Annotated in this window: 12 protein-coding genes; 7 read left to right on the forward strand and 5 right to left on the reverse strand. The window is 62.6% G+C overall.

The features are described from left to right. Nucleotides 1–116: 116 nt before the first annotated feature. Both J7557_RS15355 and dxs read left to right on the forward strand, forming a co-directional pair. Nucleotides 117–1,688: a DUF882 domain-containing protein gene (locus J7557_RS15355; protein WP_291420917.1), complete on the forward strand. Its 1,572-nt coding sequence runs from the start codon at nt 117–119 to the stop codon at nt 1,686–1,688. 144 nt (nt 1,689–1,832) lie between these two features. Then, the gene (gene dxs, locus J7557_RS15360; RefSeq protein WP_291420918.1) at nt 1,833–3,761 is read left to right on the forward strand and encodes a 1-deoxy-D-xylulose-5-phosphate synthase; all 1,929 of its coding nucleotides are present in this window, start codon (nt 1,833–1,835) and stop codon (nt 3,759–3,761) included. A 70-nt stretch (nt 3,762–3,831) separates the two neighbouring features. On the opposite strand, the gene J7557_RS15365 is transcribed toward dxs, so the two are convergent. Beyond that, entirely contained in the window at nt 3,832–4,995 is a 1,164-nt protein-coding gene (locus J7557_RS15365; protein WP_291420919.1) for a glycosyltransferase family 2 protein, read from the reverse strand. Nucleotides 4,996–5,150: 155 nt separating this feature from the next. On the opposite strand from J7557_RS15365, the gene J7557_RS15370 reads away from it, so the two are divergent. Then, a complete protein-coding gene (locus J7557_RS15370) occupies nt 5,151–6,305 on the forward strand; it encodes a hypothetical protein (RefSeq protein WP_291420920.1) in 1,155 nt (384 codons plus the stop codon). After that, entirely contained in the window at nt 6,292–6,894 is a 603-nt protein-coding gene (locus J7557_RS15375) for a hypothetical protein (protein WP_291420921.1), read from the forward strand. Before J7557_RS15370 ends, J7557_RS15375 begins: the two co-directional genes overlap by 14 nt. Nucleotides 6,895–6,916: 22 nt before the next feature. Here J7557_RS15375 and J7557_RS15380 read toward each other — a convergent pair whose 3' ends face one another. Next, nucleotides 6,917–7,180: a DUF2312 domain-containing protein gene (locus tag J7557_RS15380; protein ID WP_035086903.1), complete on the reverse strand. Its 264-nt coding sequence runs from the start codon at nt 7,178–7,180 to the stop codon at nt 6,917–6,919. 172 nt (nt 7,181–7,352) lie between these two features. On the opposite strand from J7557_RS15380, the gene J7557_RS15385 reads away from it, so the two are divergent. Next, the gene (locus tag J7557_RS15385; protein WP_291420922.1) at nt 7,353–7,916 is read left to right on the forward strand and encodes a DUF1036 domain-containing protein; all 564 of its coding nucleotides are present in this window, start codon (nt 7,353–7,355) and stop codon (nt 7,914–7,916) included. 14 nt (nt 7,917–7,930) lie between these two features. Beyond that, nucleotides 7,931–9,370 carry a pyruvate kinase gene (pyk, locus tag J7557_RS15390; RefSeq protein ID WP_291420923.1) on the forward strand — a complete coding sequence of 480 codons (1,440 nt, stop codon included), beginning with the start codon at nt 7,931–7,933 and terminating at the stop codon, nt 9,368–9,370. Nucleotides 9,371–9,556: 186 nt separating this feature from the next. Here pyk and J7557_RS15395 read toward each other — a convergent pair whose 3' ends face one another. The 3 genes from J7557_RS15395 to galE all read right to left on the reverse strand — a co-directional run bounded on the left by J7557_RS15395 (nt 9,557) and on the right by galE (nt 12,965). Continuing rightward, complete coding sequence (locus J7557_RS15395) at nt 9,557–10,708, reverse strand: SGNH family hydrolase (protein ID WP_291420924.1); 1,152 nt, start codon at nt 10,706–10,708, stop codon at nt 9,557–9,559. Nucleotides 10,709–10,776: 68 nt separating this feature from the next. Continuing rightward, complete coding sequence (locus J7557_RS15400) at nt 10,777–11,970, reverse strand: lytic murein transglycosylase (protein ID WP_291420925.1); 1,194 nt, start codon at nt 11,968–11,970, stop codon at nt 10,777–10,779. Nucleotides 11,971–11,978: 8 nt separating this feature from the next. Beyond that, the gene (gene galE / locus J7557_RS15405; protein ID WP_291420926.1) at nt 11,979–12,965 is read right to left on the reverse strand and encodes a UDP-glucose 4-epimerase GalE; all 987 of its coding nucleotides are present in this window, start codon (nt 12,963–12,965) and stop codon (nt 11,979–11,981) included. Nucleotides 12,966–13,071: 106 nt separating this feature from the next. On the opposite strand from galE, the gene galU reads away from it, so the two are divergent. Further along, nucleotides 13,072–13,956, forward strand: a complete 885-nt coding sequence (gene galU / locus J7557_RS15410; RefSeq protein ID WP_291420927.1) for a UTP--glucose-1-phosphate uridylyltransferase GalU — start codon at nt 13,072–13,074, stop codon at nt 13,954–13,956. Nucleotides 13,957–13,992 lie beyond the last annotated feature (36 nt).

Here is a 13,992-nt window from a genome sequence, read left to right on the forward strand (position 1 = left end):
GGGCAGAGTTAGGCGTGACGGGGATTTCCTTTTTGCAGCGTGGTGTTTTTCTGCGTTTTGTCGCAGTAACGCTTGTAACTATTTGTGCGACCGGCATTTTTGCCGTTGGACCCGCCATGGCCGCCACCGAGCGCGCCCTCTATCTCTACTATACGCACACCAAGGAAACGGCGCGGATCGTCTTCAAGCGCGACGGCAAATATGTGCAATCGGGCCTTAACGAGCTCAACCAGTTCCTGCGCGACTGGCGCCGCAACGAACCCACCAAGATGGACCCCCGCCTCTTCGACCTGATTTGGGAGGTTTATCAAGAGGTTGGCGGTACGCAGCCGATCAATATCGTTTCCGCCTATCGCTCCCCCAAGACCAACGCCATGCTTGCAGAAACATCTTCGGGCGTTGCCGACAATTCCCAGCATATGCGCGGCACCGCCATGGACTTTTTCATCCCCGGCGTGAATCTCTCAAAATTGCGTGCCGTGGCAATGAGTAAGCAGGTCGGCGGCGTCGGCTACTATCCGACCTCGGGCAGCCCCTTCGTCCATCTCGACGTCGGCTCCGTCCGCGCCTGGCCGCGCATGACCCGCGCCCAGCTCAAGGAAATTTTCCCCGACGGCCGCACCATGCACCTGCCGACCGACGGCAAGCCGCTCTCGCAGGAAGGCTACAACATCGCCCTCGCCGAGTGGAAACAGTGCCATGCCTATCCCTGCAATGGCCGCGGTTCCTCGGGCACCATGGTCGCCGATGCCGGCGGCGGTAACGGCAAGACGCTGATGGACGTCCTCTTCGGCGGCAAGCCGGGCAGTGCGCCGGCCCCCGTCGCTGCAGCAGCACCGGCTCCGGTTCAGGTCGCCTCTGTTGCTCCCCAGATGGCAACGCCCGACGTGGCGCCAATCCCCGCGCAGCGCCCGGCCAGCATGACTGTTGCCGCAGTCGCGCCGCAGGCAGCGGCCGCCGCTCCCGTTCCGGCGGATCCCGCTTTCATGCCCTTCTCGACAGTCGGCAGCGCACCGCTCGATGCCGCGGAACTGACGACTCCAGCCACGGCGCCGATCCCGCTGATGAAGTCCGAAACCCTGCGCGTCGCCACGGCCGCCGCCCTGCCCGCCGGCGATGCTGTCACCGCGCTCGCCGCGCTTACCGACGCGCCTGTCCCCATGCCGCCACGCGCCGACGAGCCCGAAGTCACCCTCACCGCCTATGCACCGCAGCCCACAGGCCTCGGCCGTCCGGTTATCGCCTCGCTCGGCCCAACCGTGACCGGCTCCATTCCGCCCGCGTCGCAGCGCTCCGTCCTCGCTTCCGTCGGCACGCCGATGCCGACCGAGCTGACGGCATTGCCGCCCTCGCCCACCGAGATGGCAAACCTCTTCTCCGGCACCTTTGACGCCGTCGAAGCCGCAAAGCCGTCCGACCTCGTCGCCGCGCTCACCAACCATGTCTCGCGCCCTGTCGCTGCTGGCGGCATGCGCAAACCCGACCTCGTCGCCCCCGATTTCGAACACGTCGCCGACGTCTTTGCGACCCCGGTAAGCCTGAGCTCGAACCATTTTGCCGTGATCTTCGATCGCGACGAGGCCGATTTCGATCCGACCCCGGAAATGGGCCGCTATGTCATCGTCATGGGTGCCGGCGAAGACACGACCATGGGCGGCAATGCCCGTTTCGCACCGGCAACCAACTAAAACGCGAATAGGCGCCGCATCCACGCCACTTTCTTTGATTTCAAGCGTTTGATGTGACCGGTGCCTCGTGGTGCCGGTCCTTGCATTGGCACAGGCACGCGCCTAAACAACTCGTGTTGCCGCCGCTTCCCAAGGAGCCCCCGCTTGGCCGAAAAGCCGCAGACCCCGTTGCTCGACACGGTCCAATCGCCCGCCGACCTGCGCGCCCTTCCGCGTGAGCAGCTGCGCCAGCTTGCCGATGAACTGCGCACCGAAATGGTCGACGCGGTGTCCGTCACCGGCGGGCATCTCGGCGCCGGCCTCGGCGTGGTCGAACTGACGGTCGCCCTGCACGCGGTTTTCGATACGCCGCACGATCGCATCATCTGGGACGTCGGCCACCAGGCCTATCCGCACAAGATTCTCACAGGCCGCCGCGACCGCATCCGCACCCTGCGCCAGAAGGACGGGCTTTCCGGCTTCACCCGCCGCGCCGAAAGCGAATACGACCCCTTTGGTGCAGGCCACTCCTCGACCTCGATTTCCGCCGGCCTCGGCATGGCGGTCGCCAGCGAGCATCTCGGCACCCCGCGCAATGTCATTGCCGTCATCGGCGATGGCGCCATGTCCGCGGGCATGGCCTATGAAGCCATGAACAATGCCGGCGACATGGACGCCCGTCTGGTGGTCATCCTCAACGACAACGACATGTCCATCGCACCACCAACCGGTGCGCTGCGGGCATATCTGGCCCAGCTCGTGTCGAGCCCGGCCTATCGCGGCACACGCGACGCGGCAAAATCCATCGTCAGCAAGCTCCCAAAGCCGCTGCACGAGCCGGCCCGCAAGACGGAAGAATTTGCCCGCTCCTTCTTCACCGGCGGCACGCTCTTCGAAGAGCTCGGCTTCTACTATGTCGGCCCCATCGACGGGCACAATCTCGACCACCTGCTGCCGGTGCTCGACAATGTGCGCGAGATGGAAAAGGGCCCGGTACTGATCCACGTCGTGACCAAGAAAGGCAAGGGCTATGCCCCGGCCGAAAACTCGGCCGACAAGTATCACGGCGTCTCAAAATTTAACGTCATCACTGGCGCCCAGACCAAGGCGCCGTCCAACGCGCCCTCCTATACCTCGGTTTTTGCCTCGAGCCTTATTCAGGAAGCCGAAGCCGACAAGCGCGTCGTCGCCGTCACCGCCGCCATGCCCAACGGCACCGGCCTCGACAAGTTCGCCGAACTTTTTCCGACGCGCATCTACGACGTCGGCATTGCCGAGCAGCACGCCGTCACGTTCGCGGCCGGCCTTGCCAGTGAAGGCATGCGCCCCTTCTGCGCCATCTATTCGACCTTCCTGCAGCGCGCCTATGACCAGGTGATCCACGACGTCGCCATTCAGGGCCTGCCGGTGCGCTTCGCCATCGATCGCGCCGGCTTTGTCGGCGCCGACGGCCCGACCCATGCCGGCAATTATGACAATGCCTATCTCGGCGCCATTCCCGGCATCGTGCAGATGGCAGCTTCAGACGAGGCCGAGCTTCGCCACATGGTCGCAACCGCTGCCGCCTATGACGCCGGCCCGATCAGCTTCCGCTATCCGCGCGGCGACGGCATGGGCGTCGACATGCCCGCCCACGGCGAGATTCTGCCCATCGGCAAGGGCCGTATCATCCGCGAGGGCAGCACCATTGCCCTCCTGTCCTATGGCACCCGCCTCGGCGAGGTCATGGCCGCCGCCGACAAACTCGCAGCCCTCGGCCTCAACCCGACCATCGCCGATGCACGTTTCCTGAAACCGCTCGACGAAGAGCTGACCGCTCGCCTCGCCCAGACCCACGACGTGCTGATCACCACCGAAGAAGGCAGCATTGGCGGTTTCGGCAGCCATGTCGCGACCTTCCTCGCCTCAAACGGCCTTCTAGACGGCAAGGTGCGTTTCCGCCCGCTGATGATCCCCGATCGCTTCGACGAACATTCGAGCCAGAACGACATGTACGCCGCCGCCGGCCTTGATCGCCACGGCATCGTCCAGACGGCGCTCACAGCCCTTGGCTACGACGAAGCGGCCATGAAAGCCGCTCTGGCGCAGGCCTGACGCCATCTCGCACCGCGCATAAAAAATCCCCGCTCGCGCGGGGATTTTTGTTTTGGGAAGCAGCCTCGCCTTACTTCCAGGTGAAAGCGCGGGTCACCGCGTAGTTGAACACCGAGCTCATGATCGCGCCCGAAAGGCCGGCGACAAAGGTCTGGTGATCCCACTGATAGATCGCATTGGCGACCGAGATATTGGCAATGCCGCCCAGCGCACAGATCGCACAAAAACTCAGGAAACCCGTGATCAGCCGCCTGCCCTTGAGCTTGCGATCGGCATAGGTCAGGTTGTTGTTGAGCACGAAATTCCAGGCCATGGCGATCAGGGTCGCGGCGATCTGCGATACCAGAAACTCGGTTGTCTGCGAAACGACCTCGCCCTGAATCAGCACCGTGGTGAAGAACCACAGCGTTGCCAGGTGCACCACGACGCCCGTGCCGCCCACGAGACCGAACAGCAAAAAACTCGGCGGCAGCGCGCCACCGGTCATCTTCGAAACCCAGAGACCCAAATACTGGATCACGATCAGCGGGTTCATCTTGCTCTCGCCCGCATGGCGCGGGCGGAAGGTGTAGGGGACTTCGGCGATTTTGAGCGGCTTGCCCATGCGGGCCGAGGTCACGATCAGGTCGATGAGGATTTTGAAGCCGTCGCTGGCAAGCTTCGGCGCCGCTTCCAGTGCCGCCTCTCGGCGCATCAGGAAAAAGCCGCTCATCGGATCGCTCACCGCCTGCCCGGCAATCATGCCAGCAAGACGATTGGCAAGGTTGCTACCCGAGAGGCGCGTCGCACTGAGGCCATCACCAGCCGAACCACCCTTGGCAAAGCGCGAACCGACGACAAGATCGGCGCCGTTCAGGGCTTCGGTCAACATCAGCGGCAGAATGGTTTCGTCGTGCTGGTGATCGGCATCGATCACGGCGACATAGGGCGCCGCGGTAACGGCCATGCCTTCGATACAGGCCGAGGCCAGACCCCGGCGACCAAAACGCCGGACGCAGCGGATATTGGCATAGACGCGGCTCAGCTCGTTGACGACGTCGGCCGTGCCATCGGGGCTGTTGTCGTCGACGACGATCATCTCCCAAGGCGTGTCGCCAAGCGCCAGAGCGACCTTTTCGTAAAGCAACTCGATATTGCCCCGCTCATTATAGGAGGGGACGATGACGGCGAGCTGCGGGGGGCGGAAATTGGTCTGAAGTGCGACGCTGGCTTCTTGGATCTGGCCGTTCGACATTTTTCTGGAGCACTCTGGCTGCGGGCATCTCCTTAAAAGCACGACACGCACTTAAAGTTGCGTGGGATAGATTTCATGGCAGGGTTGCGCGGCGCGCAGATGTCCGCCGCTACGCTTTATGCAAAGTCACGCATTCTCTCATGGCTGGAGGCGCCGTGTATTCGCCCAATACCGATTTCAGGCAGGATAGGCCGACAGCGCTCATCCTGCTTTTGCCGCTCGTCTTCGTGCTGAGCGGCACGCTGATCCGCTTCCTCGCCTTCCGCTATGCCCAGCCCGATACCGAATGGACACAATATTTCAGCGCACTCTGCCGCTGGGATTGCACCTGGTATGTGCGCATGGCCGAAACCGGCTACGACACCTTCCCGGTCCCCTCACGCGTCTCGGCCGGCAACTGGGCCTTTTTTCCGTTCTATCCGATCCTTGTCGGGCTGATCGGCAAGCTGATCCCGCTACCGACCATCGTGCTCGCCAGCCTCCTCTCGATCGTCACGGCCTATGCCGCGGTCGTCATCGCCTGGCCGTTGCTGGGTCGAAACATCAGGGCCTATACACTCTACGCCGCCTTCATGCTTTCGGGCCCCGTCTCGTTCTATTTCACCACCTTCTTCACCGAGGTGATGTTCGTCCTTTTGACGACCCTGGTCTTTCGCTCCCTTGGCCGCTCCGACTATCTCGGCGCCGCCGCAGCCTCGGCTCTGCTCTCGGGCACGCGTATCGTCGGCGTCTTCGCCTCGCTCTCCATAGGCATTAGGGCGTTGATGGATTATCGGCGGGACAAGGTCACGTGGCGCGGCGTCATCGGCGGCCTCCTCGGCCAGCCCAAACTGGTCCTTGCCATCTTCATCTCCCCGCTCGGCTTTTTCACCTATGTCGCCTTCCTCAATTACTGGGTCGGCGACGGCCTTGCCTTCAGCCACACCCAGCGCGCCTGGGGCCGGATGATCGCCAATCCCGCGACCTATCTCTGGGAAGGCCTCGTGAACTGGCCCGACAATGGCGCACTCCTCAGCAATTCGCAGATCCTCGCCCTTGCTGCCGTCACCGGCCTGATCATCACCGCCGTCCTCGCCGTCCGAAAACAGTGGCCAGCCGTGGTCTTCTGCCTCTTCTGCATCGTCATTCCGCTGGCCGCGGGTCTCGCCTCCATGCTCCGCTTCATGGCCGGCATGGCCCCGATCACCATCACCGCGGCGACGATCCTCGGCAAAAACCGCATGGTGTTCGCCATCAGTCTGTTGGGCCTGATCATCGGCGCCTGGTGCGTTACCCTCGCCTGGCTCGGAGGCAATATTGCGCTTGTCTGATCGCTCGCCGCTCGCCCTCGGTGCCTATGCCCTCGCCGCCATCCTGGCGCTCTTCGAACTCGCCGTCCTCTGGCAGGCAATACACCCCAATGTCTCGGACAATTACCGCGCTTACTATATCGACCGCACCACCACCTGCCTGCAGCAGCCGGTTACCGGCGAATATGTGCTGGGCACGGAACTGAACTTCCGCTCCGAGGGCGACGAAACCCGTGAACTCCGTCCTTGCGGTTGGACCGGCCCAGCCGGCGACGGCACCCATTCGGTCGGCGAAACCTCGCGCCTCCGCTTTGCCATCGACGCAAAAGGCCCACTGACGCTGATGCTGGAATTAACCGGCGTCGGTCTGCCCGGCCCGGCTCAGCAACGCGTGCTCATCTCTGCCAATGACCATGACATCGGCGAAATCGCCGTAACGCCCGACAAGACCGAGCGTTTTGCTATTTCAATCCCGGCAAGTGCTTTGGATGACGATGGCTTTGTCGACCTGAAATTCGACTATCCCGATGCCATCTCGCCGGGGAAACGGGTCTCGAACACCTATTGGCGCTCGATAAAACTTACCGCTGCCTCGCTCAGCCCGGCTTGACCGGGCTGAGCCGCATAAAATGTCAGTGGTCGGAAGCGCCTTCGACCATGCCGAGAGCCGACATGTAGAGTTCGAGCAGGGCTTCCTGCTCCATGCGCTCATTGGCGTCCTGCTTGCGGATCGTCACGATCTTCCTGAGGATCTTGGTATCAAAGCCGTTGCCCTTGGCTTCGGCGTAGATTTCCTTGATGTCAGCCGCGATGGCGGCCTTTTCTTCTTCCATCCGCTCGATGCGCTCGATAAAGGCGCGGAGCTGGTCCTGGGCGACGCTGTCTTCGACGGCCATCGTAAACCTCTTTTTGTTCTGGCTGTCTTGAACCCCAAGGGCCGGCGCGGTTCAAGCCCTTGACTGACCGATTCTCTACAGAAGCGCGCATTGCATGCCCGCAATTCGGTCAAATCCCCGCAATAGCCATTGACCCGCCTCCGTCCATCGGCTCAAACACTCCGGTATTTCCATGACCCAGGGCTCGCCCTTGCATCGCTTCCGCCTCGGCCTGACGATTTTGCCACTGCTTGCGGGCGGCTTTTTTCTGGCCCCGGTTGCGCCGGCCTATGCCGATCTGCGCATCTGCAACGAGACCGCAAACATCCTCTCCGTGGCCCTTGGCTATCGCGCCGAACGTGGCTGGATGAGTGAAGGCTGGTGGCAGACCCCGCCCGGCGATTGCCGCACGCTCTACCAGGGCGACCTGCAACGGCGCTTCTATTACCTCTACGCCGTCGACGATATCGGCGGCGGCGCCTGGGATGGCCAGGTCTTCATGTGCACGCGTGACGAAACCTTCACAATATTCGGGGTTGAGGATTGCCTCGCGCGGGGCTATGAGCGCACCGGGTTCTTTGAAATCGATACCCAGAACCGGACGGACTGGACGCTGCAGCTGACCGAAAGCGCGGGCGCGCCAAATGTGGTCGGTCCGGATGCAGGTGAAGATCTTGAGGAGCCGGCCTTCCTGGTTGACCCCGAAAATGATGCCGACCAGGTGGTGCCTCTCCCGCCGCCACCGCCGAACAGATAGAGCACGGATACGCAATGAGACGGATCAGACGCGCGAAGATCCTCGCCACCCTCGGGCCCGCAAGCAACGAGGAAAAGATGATCGAGGAACTGGCGAAGGCCGGTGCGGACGTTTTCCGCATCAATATGAGCCATGCCAGTCACGAGCTTCTGCACCAGACCGTCGCGCGCATCCGCAGCGTCGAAGCGCGCCTGAAGCACCCGCTCGGCATTCTGGTCGACCTGCAGGGTCCCAAGCTGCGCGTCTGGAAGTTTGCCGAAGGTTCGGTCAACCTGGTCCAGGGCCAGAAGTTCACGCTCGACAGCGACAAGAACGACAACGGCAATTCCGAGCGCGTCTATCTCCCGCATCCGGAAATCATCGAAAGCGTCTCTGTCGGAGACCGCCTCCTTCTGGACGACGGCAAGCTGCAGCTCAAGGCTACTAAAGTCGGAGGCGGCGTCATCGAGACCGAAGTCATCTATGGTGGCAAGCTCTCGGACAAGAAGGGCGTTTCCCTGCCCGACACCCTGCTGCCGACCGGTGCCCTGACCGAAAAGGATCACGCCGACCTTCTCGAAGGCCTCAAGGCCGAGGCCGACTGGATCGCGCTCTCCTTCGTGCAGCGTCCTGAAGACATCATCGATGTCCGCAAGATCGTGCAGGGCCGTGCCGGCGTCATGGCCAAGATCGAAAAGCCGCAGGCCATCGATCGCCTCGAAGAAATCGTAAAACTCTCCGACGCCATCATGGTCGCCCGTGGCGACCTTGGTGTCGAACTGCCGCTCGAAACTGTTCCGGGCCTGCAAAAGCGCATGATTCGCATGTCTCGCCGCTATGGCAAGCCAGTGGTCGTGGCGACGCAGATGCTGGAATCCATGATCACTGCGCCTGTCCCGACCCGCGCCGAAGTGTCCGACGTGTCCATCGCCGTCTTCGAAGGCGCCGACGCCGTCATGCTCTCGGCTGAGTCGGCTTCGGGCCAGTACCCGATCGAAGCCGTCGCGACCATGAACAAGGTGGCCGTTGCCGTCGAAAGCGACGCCAACTATCGCGGCATCATCCGCGCCGCCCAGACCGAACCGGAAGCCACCGCCGCTGACGCCATTTCGGCCGCCACGCGCCAGGTTGCCGAGACGCTAGACCTCGCCGCCATCGTCACCTACACAGCTTCGGGTTCCACCGGCATCCGTGCTGCCCGCGAACGGCCGAGCAAGCCCATCATCGTGCTCTCGCCCAATATGCGCACCATCCGCCGCATGTCGGTGGTCTGGGGCGTCCATTGCGTGCAGACCGAAGATGCCGTCAGCCTCGAAGACATGGTCGACCGTGCCTGCGTCATCGCCTACCAGGAAGGCTTTGCCCGCCCCGGCGACCGCATCGCCATCACAGCGGGCATTCCGCTCGGCACGCCGGGCGCCACCAACATGCTGCGCATCGCCTTTGTCCGCCAGGATGGCGCCGGTTCGAGCTGACTTCGCGCCGTGCCAAAGGCAATCGCTCCGGTGGAGCGATTTAGGTGAGAAGGCCATAAGAGCTACTCTCGAATGGCGCGACTGAATTGGAAAAGGCCCCGGACAGCGTTCGGGGCCTTTGTTTTGGAGAGTTGCAAGCAACGCGAAGTGGCATTGGTCCCAGAAGGATGTCGAAAGCTGACGACCCTATTGCTGGCCTTCGTTCTCCGTTTCGCTGGGATCAATGCCGACGCCAAAGGCGTCGGCGCGGCCTATAGGGGCGGCCATCAATTGCTCCAAGGAGAAGCCCATATCTGAAGCCGGCTGCGGGGTGGCAACGAGAAGATCGGCGGCGCGCTGCGGGGCGCGGCTAATCGGGACCACGGCACCGGCGACTTCGAGAAGACGGGTCTGGCCCTGGCCCTGATAGGGCGGGCGGAGCATGGCAGCTGCGTCGGTGCCGAGGAGCGGGTCGGCCACGGCGACGGTGATGCCGCCGCCGCGATAGAAGGTGCGGATGGACTGGCTGATATAGAAAGCCAGCTTGTCGGCGCCGGCGGTAGAAAAATGAATGCCGTCATCCTTGCGCATGCGGGCGTTCTGGCCGTTCACATCGGGGCCTTGCGACGAATATTTGCCGTCTTCGCCGAGGAAGCGCTCATAGATATCGAGATATTCGGCGCCGCCGGAAAAGGCTGCCATCTTGTAGAGGGCGCTGATCTGGCTCATGGCGGCGGAATATTCAGTTTTGGACATGGGCGGCAGGCCAACCCAGATCACCGGTTTTCGCGCGGCGCGCAATTGGCCTAGGAAGTCGTTGAGGCGGGCCTGATAGGCCGCGGTCCATTGCGGGGTCAGGGAATTGTAGGACTGGCCGTCCACGCGGATTTCCTGCCGGTCATTGACGCCGATGATGACGACAGCGAGATCAAAACTGTCGGCGGCGATCTGCTCGCCGATTGTCTTGTTCCAGTTGAAATAGTCGTCACGGACGAAGCCCGAGGAGCCGACGCCCTGGTTGATGACCAGAAGATTGGGGTCCTCGGCGTAAAAACGTTCGAGCGCCTTGGCGAGGTCGACGGCGAGGGAATCGCCGAAGACGGCGAGGCGCGTGGCGTTCTCGGCTTTTTCCACCTGTGGCTTGGGCGGGGGCAGCGCGGCGGGGGCGGCCTGGCGCGGCTGGGTCTGCTGCACCGGAGGCGGAGCCTGTTGCGGTTCGGCACCAAAGAGGACGTCGAAGAGCGTGCGGCGCTTCTGCTGCTGGGCGACCTCGATGCGTGTTTCTGCCTGCGCGAAAGCCGGTGCCACTTCAACGGTGGCGATGAGGGCGATCAGCAAAAGGGCAAAAATTCGCTTCATGGCTCGGTCCGATATTCCTTTTGGGTCTAGCAGACAGAGGTCAACAAAACCATGCGCTCGCCATGGCGTTACCGTGTTGCGCTGGAGAGGGCTTCGGCGGCGGCGCGGGTAATAAAACCGTCGGCGATCTCGCCGCGGGCTGCCTGGAAGCGGGCATAGGCGGCCTGGGTGATGGGACCGAGACGGCCGTCGACGGCGCCATCGTAGAGGCCGAGTGCCTTGAGGGACTGCTGAATGGATTGGCGCTGGGCGAGATTGGGGAAGGCGGTGTCGCGGGGCCAGGGCGTGACATAGCTGCCGCCGCCCTTGAGGCGGTCGGTCAGGTGAGCAACGGCCATGGCGTAGCTGTCTGAGAAATTATAGCCTTTTAAGACCAGATAATTGCCGGTCATCAGGAATTTGGGGCCGGTATGGCCGGTCGGGACATAAAGGAAGACCGGGGTATTGGGATTGGCGAAGGCGCGGCCGGAGACGCGGGTAATGCCGCGTTCGGCGAAGAAACTGATCGGGCGGAGCTGGTCGCGGGTGGCGAGGAGATAATCGAAACCTTGCGGAACTTCGACCTCAAAACCCCAATCCATGCCGGGCTGATAGCCGAGGTCGAGCAGGAATTTGGCTGAGGTCGCCAGCGCATCGGCGAGGGAATTGTGGAGGTCGATGCGGCCATCGCCATCCCCGTCGGCGCCATGGGCGATGACATTGCTGGGGTTGACCTGCAGGTGGCCGATGGCGCCGGCCCAGGAGCCGATGGGCGAGGTGCCGCCATTGAGTTCGGCAAGGCGCAGGGCGGCGAAGAAATCGGCCTTGTCCTCGGCATAACGGGAGCGGTGCTGGAAGGTGACCGTGGCCAGCGAACGGACGATGGGACGGATCAGGTCGGTATTGCCGAGCACGGCGCCATAATCGGTCTCGATGCCCCAGATGGCGCCGAGGAGGTAGGGATCGACGCCAAAGTGCTGGCCGATGGTGGAGAAGAGGGTCGCGTTGCGCTCGAGCGCGGCTTGGCCGCGGGAGATGCGGCCGGCGTTCACGCGGGTCTCGATGTAGTCCCAGACCGGGGTGGTGAACTCGGGCTGGGTTTCGACGAGTTTTGGGACGCGTGGATCGGGCGTGAGGCCGGAGGTCAGCGCGTCATAGGCCGAGGCGCTGACACCCGAGGCCACGGCCTCGGGTTTGAGGCTGGCTAGAAAACCGGAAAAATCGGACTGCGCCAGTGCCGGGCTGGTCATCAGCAAGACGAGCAGGGCGGCAAAGCGGCGCATGGCAGACCTCAGCGGTTGCGGGTCATCAGGTGGCGTTCCCAGGCATAGGCCGTTTCGACGATCTCGTTGAGATCGTCATGCTGGGGCTTCCAGCCGAGCAGGGCGCGCACCTTCTGTCCGGTGGCGGTGATCGAGGCGGGATCGCCGGCGCGGCGCGGGCCTTCGTCGGCGCGGAAGTTGATGCCCGAGACTTTGCGGACGGTCTCGACCACTTCGCGCACGGAATAGCCCTGGCCATAGGCGCAGTTGAGCGTCGTGCTTTCTCCGCCTTTTCGCAGATGGTAGAGGAGGAGGGCGTGGGCGGCGATCAGGTCGGTGACGTGGATATAGTCGCGGATGCAGGTGCCGTCTGGTGTCTCGTAGTCGGTGCCAAAGATGTCCATCTTTTCGCGCTGGCCGAGGGCAGTCTGGCAGGCGACCTTGATGAGATGGGTGGCGAGCGGGGTCGACTGGCCCGAGCGTTTTTGCGGGTCGGCGCCGGCGACGTTGAAATAGCGCAGCACGCCATAGGTCATGGGATGGGCTGCGGCGACGTCGGCCAGCATCCACTCGGTCATGAGTTTTGAGCGGCCATAGGGCGACATGGGGTTGAGGGGGGTATCTTCCACTACGGGAGCCAGGCCGGTCATGCCGTAGACGGCGGCGGTCGAGGAGAAGATGAAGTGTTTTACCCCGCCCTTGACTGCTGCCTCGATGAGATTGCGCGAGGTGGCGGTGTTGTTGGCATAGTATTTTAGCGGATTGGTTACCGATTCAGGAACGACGATCGAACCCGCGAAGTGAATGATTTCGGTGATGCCGTATTTTTCGATAAGGCTGACGACGAAGTCGATATCGCCCGCATTGCCTTGTACAAACTGGGCGCGACCGTCGATGGCCCAGTCGAAGCCGGTGACGAGATTGTCGAGGACAACCACGTCCTGTTCGGCATCGGCCAGATTGAGAACCATGTGACTGCCGATATAGCCTGCACCACCTGTGACCAAAACCGTCATTGGCCGTACTCCTGCCGCAAAAGCTCTTTTGTTGTGCAAGGATATGTAACAGATGTCGATTTAGGTCTACGCCTAAGTTCAGATCGACAAAGCAAGGGAACAATCCGTGTCAAAACGCGTCCGCACCGCCGTCTTTCCTGTCGCTGGCCTCGGAACCCGCTTCCTGCCTGCCACCAAGGCGATGCCGAAGGAAATGCTGACCGTGGTGGACCGTCCGCTGATTCAATATGCGGTGGACGAAGCGCGCGAAGCGGGGATCGAGCATTTCGTCTTCGTCACCGGCCGCAACAAGGGCGTCATCGAGGACCATTTCGATCGGCAGTTCGAGCTGGAAACGACTCTGGAAGTGCGCGGCAAGGACGAAGCCTTGCGTGAACTGCAAAAGGATCTGCCTTCGGCGGGCCGCACCAGCTTTACTCGCCAGCAGGAGCCGCTGGGCCTCGGCCACGCCGTCTGGTGTGCGCGCGATATTGTTGGGGACAATCCCTTTGCGCTGCTCCTGCCCGATATGCTCTTCAAGGGCGAGCCGGGCGTCCTCAAGCAGATGATGGATGCCTATGAGGAAACTGGCGGCAATGTCATCGCGGTGGAAGAAGTGCCGCATGACGAGGTGTCGTCCTATGGCGTCATCGGGCGCGGCGATGGCCCGGACACGGGTTTCAAGCTGACCCAGATGGTCGAAAAACCCAAGAAGGAAGACGCGCCGTCAAACCTCATCATTTCGGGCCGCTATATCCTGCAGCCGGAAATCTTCTCGCTGCTTGCTGAGCAGACCAAGGGCGCGGGCGGCGAAATCCAGCTCACCGACGCCATGCAGACCCTGATGCACCAGCAGAGTTTCACCGGCGTCAAATATGTCGGCAAGAGCTTCGACTGCGGCTCCAAGATCGGCTTCCTGACGGCCAATGTGGTCTATGCGCTGGAGCGCGACGACATTCGTCCCGGCTTCATCCGCGAACTTCGTAAGCTCGATCTCGAAGAGCAGCTCTAGGGCGAAGCGGGACAATCTCACGGTGTCATTCCCGCG

Origin of the sequence: Devosia sp. (genome assembly GCF_017744655.1) — a bacterium.
In the GTDB taxonomy this organism is placed as follows: Bacteria; Pseudomonadota; Alphaproteobacteria; order Rhizobiales; family Devosiaceae; genus Devosia.

Excerpts from the sequence above, each read along its gene's own strand:
- J7557_RS15355 (WP_291420917.1), top strand. The coding sequence starts at position 117 with ATGGCCGCCACCGAGCGCGCCCTCTATCTCTACTATACGCACACCAAG.
- J7557_RS15365 (WP_291420919.1), bottom strand. The coding sequence starts at position 4,995 with ATGTCGAACGGCCAGATCCAAGAAGCCAGCGTCGCACTTCAGACCAAT.
- J7557_RS15380 (WP_035086903.1), bottom strand. The coding sequence starts at position 7,180 with ATGGCCGTCGAAGACAGCGTCGCCCAGGACCAGCTCCGCGCCTTTATC.
- J7557_RS15385 (WP_291420922.1), top strand. The coding sequence starts at position 7,353 with ATGACCCAGGGCTCGCCCTTGCATCGCTTCCGCCTCGGCCTGACGATT.
- pyk (WP_291420923.1), top strand. The coding sequence starts at position 7,931 with ATGAGACGGATCAGACGCGCGAAGATCCTCGCCACCCTCGGGCCCGCA.
- J7557_RS15395 (WP_291420924.1), bottom strand. The coding sequence starts at position 10,708 with ATGAAGCGAATTTTTGCCCTTTTGCTGATCGCCCTCATCGCCACCGTT.
- J7557_RS15400 (WP_291420925.1), bottom strand. The coding sequence starts at position 11,970 with ATGCGCCGCTTTGCCGCCCTGCTCGTCTTGCTGATGACCAGCCCGGCA.
- galE (WP_291420926.1), bottom strand. The coding sequence starts at position 12,965 with ATGACGGTTTTGGTCACAGGTGGTGCAGGCTATATCGGCAGTCACATG.